6 protein-coding genes are annotated in these 6,205 nt (G+C 64.3%); 1 reads left to right on the top strand and 5 read right to left on the bottom strand.

Annotated elements, in window-relative coordinates:
• Positions 1-87 precede the first annotated feature (87 nt).
• Complete coding sequence (gene aroE, locus ACT9T4_RS21040) at positions 88-909, bottom strand: shikimate dehydrogenase (protein WP_042556029.1); 822 nt, start codon at positions 907-909, stop codon at positions 88-90.
• Positions 910-966: 57 nt separating this feature from the next.
• Complete coding sequence (hemF, locus tag ACT9T4_RS21035) at positions 967-1,890, bottom strand: oxygen-dependent coproporphyrinogen oxidase (RefSeq protein ID WP_042556030.1); 924 nt, start codon at positions 1,888-1,890, stop codon at positions 967-969.
• Positions 1,891-2,071: 181 nt separating this feature from the next.
• Between hemF and ACT9T4_RS21030 the strand changes: the two genes are divergently transcribed.
• A complete protein-coding gene (locus ACT9T4_RS21030; RefSeq protein WP_042556031.1) occupies positions 2,072-3,049 on the top strand; it encodes an NADPH:quinone reductase in 978 nt (325 codons plus the stop codon).
• 212 nt (positions 3,050-3,261) lie between these two features.
• Here ACT9T4_RS21030 and tsaC read toward each other — a convergent pair whose 3' ends face one another.
• From tsaC to ACT9T4_RS21015, 3 genes are all read right to left on the bottom strand, one after another.
• On the bottom strand, positions 3,262-3,819 hold the full coding sequence (gene tsaC / locus ACT9T4_RS21025; protein WP_042556032.1) for an L-threonylcarbamoyladenylate synthase type 1 TsaC: 558 nt from the start codon (positions 3,817-3,819) through the stop codon (positions 3,262-3,264).
• A gap of 35 nt (positions 3,820-3,854) precedes the next feature.
• Positions 3,855-4,961, bottom strand: a complete 1,107-nt coding sequence (dprA, locus tag ACT9T4_RS21020; protein ID WP_499118778.1) for a DNA-processing protein DprA — start codon at positions 4,959-4,961, stop codon at positions 3,855-3,857.
• A gap of 68 nt (positions 4,962-5,029) precedes the next feature.
• Positions 5,030-6,055: a LysM peptidoglycan-binding domain-containing protein gene (locus tag ACT9T4_RS21015; RefSeq protein ID WP_499118776.1), complete on the bottom strand. Its 1,026-nt coding sequence runs from the start codon at positions 6,053-6,055 to the stop codon at positions 5,030-5,032.
• Positions 6,056-6,205: the final 150 nt, after the last annotated feature.

The raw sequence follows: 6,205 nt of genomic DNA, 5'->3' as shown, positions 1-6,205 counted from the left end.
GCCGTTACGGTTGGCGGCAACCTCACGAGCGTAAGGGCGGGATACCGCGCAGGTGGGCTGAAGCCCACCCTACCGGGTTACCGGCCGCTAGGCAGCCAGTTGGCGACGGAGTTCGGCCAGGACCGGTGCGCTGTCCGGGCGTACGCCGCGCCACAGGTGGAAGGCTTCCACGGCCTGCTCGACCAGCATGCCGAGGCCGTCGAGGGTGCGTGCAGCACCCTGCTCCGCAGCCCAGCGATTGAAGGCGGTGGGGCCGGCGCCGTACATCATGTCGTAGCAGCAGGTGTGGCCCGGCTGGATAAGGCTGGCGGCGATCGGCGGCAGCGCGCCGGACAGGCTGGCGGAGGTGCCGTTGATGATCAGATCCACCGGCGCATCGATCCAGTCGAAACCACTGGCCACCACGGGACCAAGATCGCTGAACTGCCGGGCCAGGCGCTCGGCCTTTTCCACGGTGCGGTTGGCGATCACCAGAATCTGCGGCTGTTGTGCCAGGAACGGTTCGAGAATGCCGCGTACCGCGCCACCGGCACCGAGCAGCAGAATGCGCTTGCCGCGCAGGTCGATGCCGGCATTCACGGTCAGATCACGCACCAGACCGGCACCGTCGGTATTGTCACCGAGCAGACTGCCGTCATCGAGCTTCTTCAGGGTATTCACCGCACCGGCGCGGCGCGCGCGCTCGGTCAGGCTGTCGGCCAGGGCATAGGCCTGCTCCTTGAACGGCACGGTCACGTTACCGCCATGGCCTTCGGCGAAGAAGGCCCGGGCATAACCATCGAAATCCTCCAGCGGCGCCAGCAGCGTTTCGTAGCTCAACACCTGGCCAGTCTGCTCAGCGAACAGGCGGTGGATCAGCGGCGACTTGCTGTGGCCGATTGGGTTGCCGAATACACCGTAGCGATCCATGAAATTTCCGTTCGCAAAAGCCAAAGGCGGCAAGCCTGAAGCTTTTTGCGCAGACCTTCAAGCCTGGTTCTGGACGTTCAGCCAATCGCGGTCAGTCAGGAAATACTCGGTCAGGCGTGCTTCCTCGCTGCCCGGTTGCGCTTTCCAGTCATACCCCCAGCGCACCTGCGGTGGCAGCGACATGAGAATCGACTCGGTACGCCCGCCCGACTGCAAACCGAACAGGGTGCCGCGGTCGTAGACCAGATTGAACTCCACGTAGCGGCCGCGACGATACTCCTGGAACTCACGCTGTGCCGGGGTGAAGGGCATGGCCTTGCGGCGCTGCACGATGGGCAGGTAAGCCTCGATGTAGGCGTCGCCGATGGCGCGGATGAACGCGAAACAGGTGTCGAAATCCCACTCGTTGAGGTCATCGAAGAACAGCCCGCCGATGCCACGTGGTTCACCGCGGTGCTTGAGGTGGAAGTAGCGATCGCACCAGGCCTTGTAGCGCGGATAGACATCGGCGCCGAAAGGCGCACAGGCCTGCTCGGCAACCCGGTGCCAATGCACGCAGTCCTCTTCGTTGCCGTAATAGGGGGTCAGGTCGAAACCACCGCCGAACCACCAGACCGGCTCTTCGCCTTCCTTCTCGGCGCTGAAGAAACGCACGTTGGCGTGGGAAGTCGGCACATGGGGATTGTGCGGGTGGATCACCAGAGACACGCCAAGGGCCTGGAAGCCGCGCCCTGCCAACTCCGGGCGATGGGCACTGGCCGACGGCGGCAGGCTGTCGCCGAACACGTGGGAGAAATTCACCCCACCCTTCTCGATCACCGCGCCGTCGCCGATCACCCGCGTACGCCCGCCGCCGCCGCCCGGACGCTGCCAGGCGTCTTCGATGAAGTGGCCCTGGCCATCCTCGGCTTGCAGGGCAGTACAGATACGGTCTTGCAGGTCGAGCAGGTAGGCTTTGACGGCCTCGGTCTGGTTACTCACGGGGGCACCTTGTGTCACGTACGTCGGGTGAAATCGGCGGCCAGCATATCACCGGGTGTCGGCGCTCTGCAGTTGACGCGGGTCAACGGCAGATGCGACGTTCGACCGCTGAAGAAAAAACCGTTCAACGCCCCGGTGGATTCGGGGTCTATTGCACTCACCTTCATGCAGGAGCAAGACGATGGCCAAACGCATCCAGTTCAGTCGCCACGGTGGCCCCGAGGTACTCGAATACGTCGACTACCAGCCGGCCGCCCCTGGCCCCCACGAGGTGCGTGTGCACAACCAGGCCATCGGCCTGAACTTCATCGATACCTACTTCCGCAATGGCCTGTATGCGCCCCCTTCGCTGCCGTCCAGCCTGGGTACCGAGGGTGCCGGTTTCGTCGACGCGATCGGTTCCGAGGTGAAGGACTTCCAGGTGGGCGACCGCGTGGCCTACGCCACCGGCCCACTGGGCGGCTACAGCGAGCTGCATGTGCTGCCAGCGGAAAAGCTGGTCAAGCTGCCCGACGCCATCAGCTTCGAGCAAGCTGCAGCGGTGATGCTCAAGGGGCTGACCGTGCAGTACCTGCTGCGCCAGACCGCCGAACTGAAGAGCGGCGACATCGTTCTGTTCCACGCTGCCGCAGGGGGCGTCGGCTCGTTCGCCTGCCAATGGGCCAAGGCCCTGGGCGTCAAGCTGATCGGTACAGTGAGTTCGGCAAAGAAGGCCGAGCGTGCAATGCAACAGGGCGCCTGGGCGACCATCGACTACAGCCATGAAAACGTTGCCCAGCGCGTGCTGGAACTGACCGATGGCAAGAAATGCCCGGTGGTCTACGATGGCGTCGGCAAGGACACCTGGGAAACCTCTCTGGACTGCGTGGCGCCACGCGGCCTGCTGGTCAGCTTCGGCAATGCGTCCGGTGCGGTGACGGGAGTCAACCTGGGCATCCTCTCGCAGAAGGGCTCGCTGTACGTCACCCGCCCGACCCTGGCCAGCTACGCGGATACGCCGGAGCGCCTGCAAAAGATGGCTGACGAACTGTTCGGCATGATCGCCAAGGGCAAACTCGACGCCGAGATCGGCCAGCGTTATCCACTGAGCGAAGCGGCCACCGCACAGACCCTGCTGAGCGACCGGCAGACCACCGGCTCGACCATTCTGTTGCCCTGAGCGCCTGGCCATGGGATCCGTAGGGGTGGCATTGAATCGCTCCCTGCGCTCAGCTTCAGGGGCGCTCTGCGTCCCCTCGAGCCATCGGTGGGCTGAAGCGGATCGCCGCCCGGCCCACCCTACAGGGCATGTGGGCGTGGCGTAGGGTGGGCTTCAGCCCACCAAATCCAACGGCCGACAGTATGGGAGCGAACACGGCCGGTGGCTTTTAATCAGGCTGGCCTGCGCACGTCGCCGGTCACCAGGTCACGAATCACGCTGGGATTACGGCGCCCGCCCAGGGCGCCGCCCAGCACGGCGTCCAATTGCCTTGGAAAGTACTGCTCGACCCGTAGCCGCGAGCGCGCGGCAGGGCGGCCGGCGGGATTGGCGGAGGTCGACACCAGTGGTCCGGTCAGGGCACACAACTCGCGTACCCGCGGGTGGTCGCTGACGCGCAGGGCAACGCTGTCGTGCTCACCGGTGATCCACTCCGGCAGGCGATCCTGGTGTGGCACCAGCCAGGTATTCGGGCCGGGCCAGGTGCTGGCCAGGCGGTCCTGCCAGATCTCGGGCAGATCCTCGAGCAGAAAGTCGAACTGGCGGATGTTGTCGGCCACCAGAATCAGCCCCTTGCGCACGGGCCGTTCCTTCAGCGCCAGCAGACGGTCCACCGCCATTTCATCCCAGGGATCGCAGCCAAGCCCCCAGACCGCTTCGGTCGGATAGGCGATGACGCCGCCGGCGCGTACCACACGCGCTGCCTGCTGAACCTGCCAACTGGTGATCATGGATATCTCCCCCGGAAAACACTGGCCGCAGTGTATTACGCCTTGCAGCCCACCCAAAGCCCGGCTTCACAGGCAACCCGCCCATCCAGCTCGAGCTCGGTCAATGCGGCCAGTACTTCTGGCAGTGGCCAGCCGCTGGAGTAGGCAAGCGCTTCACTGCTGTGGGGCGCCGCGTGCAACAGCGCCAACAGTGGATGGGCTGGCGCCTGCGGAGCCGTTTCGGTAACCACCGCATGCTCGGCAGCGGGCGCCTGCCAGCCGCGCAGGGCTTCGAGGATGTGGTCGATGCTTTCTACCAGTGTGGCACCGTCACGAATCAGCTGATGGCAGCCCTTGGCACCCGGATGATGAATGGAGCCGGGAATCGCATACACCTCGCGCCCCTGCTCCGCCGCGATACGTGCGGTGATCAGCGAGCCACTCGACGGGCTGGCCTCGACCACCAGCACGCCCAGGGACAGGCCACTGATGATTCGATTGCGGCGTGGAAAATTGCTCGCCTGGGGTGGCGAATCCAGCGGTAGTTCGGAGACCAGTGCCCCGCCACCGTCGATGATGTCCCGGGCCAAGCGTTTGTGGCGTGCCGGATACAGACACTGCAAACCCGTACCGAGCACGGCGACGGTGTACCCGCCCACATCCAGCGCACCTTGATGCGCCGCCCCGTCGATGCCCAGCGCCAGCCCGCTGGTGATCACGAAACCACCGCGGGCCAGGCTGCGAGCGAAACGGTGCGCGGTATCCAGACCTGGCTTCGATGCTCGGCGACTGCCGACCATGGCCAGTTGCGGGCGCTCGAGCAATGTCGGGTCACCGGCGACGAACAGCAGCGGCGGCGCATCGGGGATTTCTGCCAACAAAGCGGGATAGCGCGGGTCATCCCACATCAGCAGTTGCTGATCGGGCACCTGTAACCACTCCAGGCTAAGCCGCGCCCGCTCACGCACTTGAGCACTGCGCCGCGCGTCTGCACAGGCCAGCGGCAAGCCAAGAGAGCGCCAGGCACTGGCCGGCGCGCTGAGGGCGGCAGAGGCACTGTCGAAAGCACTGAGCAATTTGTGAAAACGCTTCGGCCCCAGCTCCGGCAGACAATGCAGGCGCAGGCGGGCTTCAAGTTCGGCGGGAGACAGCGAGAGCGACATGGCGGATCATCCTTGATCGTGGGCCTTATCGAATAGCACAAGCCCCGCGTTGGCGGGGCTTGTAGGTGTTACGGATTGCGTACCTTGTCCATCACCGCCAACTGCCGCGAGGCGTTGAGAATCATGCCGTAGCTGAGCTTCTCGTAGGTGCGGAACACCATGAGCAGGCCGGCACGTTCATCGGGGATCTTCACCGACTCGCCGGTGACGCGATCACGCACGGTCTCGCCCGTCTTGTAGACGGCCAGTACGTTGCCGATCTCCAGGCCGTCACGGGCGCCCTTGTTCAGGGTGACCACGTCGAACTGGCCGATCTGGCTGACGCCACGCGGTACGTCGAGAATCAGGCCCTTGATTTCGGTAGTCGGCTCGCTGGGCATGAACGTCGAGTTGATCGCCCGTTCCTCGGTGGGGAACAGGCGGTCGCCGTTGCGAACTTCCTGAGTGGTACGGGTCAGGTTGAGGGTACCCACGCCCTCTTCCTCGGCGACGATTTCGCCGCCACCGATGTCGTCGGCGTTGATGCCGAGAAATTCCTTGGTGTCCGGATCGGTGTAGGTCTTGCCCTGACGGAAGATGCCATACACCGGCTCGGCCGGGTCGAAGCTGCCACGGGCGTAGACGCGGTCACCCGCACCACTGACCACGCGCTCGGCATTGCCGGCGACGATGTAGGGTGCGCCCTGGAACTGTTCCGGGCTATCGACGATGCGGTTCTTGAGCAGGAAGCTGTTGATCGCTTCCAGCGGAATGGTCGGAATGGCTTCGGCCATCGGCGTGCTGCGAACCTTCGGCGACAGCTTGATGGTGCCGCGCGACTCGCCCCGGCCCAACATCAGGCGTGGTTGGCCGTCGATGTAGACCAGGCTCAACAGATCACCCGGGTAGATCAGGTGAGGGTTTTCCACCTGTGGGTTGGCGTGCCAGATTTCCGGCCATTTCCAGGGCTGTCGCAGGAACTTGCCGGAAATATCCCAGAGGGTATCGCCCTTCACGACCGTGTAACGATCGGGGTGGCCTTCCTTGAGTTGCACCTCGGCGACTGCCAGGCCGCTCGCGGCGACCAGCAGCAGGGCGAGTAGTGATTTCCTCATGCGGTGAATCCCTTTATTATGTGGCTTCGCGTGAAGCGCCCTAGCGCCGCGACAGAACCCAGTAAAACCGCGGCGTGAAGCCGTTTTTCGATGCTGCCGTCATCTTAGCAGCGGATTTTGAATTTATTCCACAAGTGCATCACAAACGCA

The sequence above is a fragment of the Pseudomonas sp. SZ40 genome, from assembly GCF_052958135.1.
This window is presented reverse-complemented; position numbering and strand designations above follow the sequence as displayed.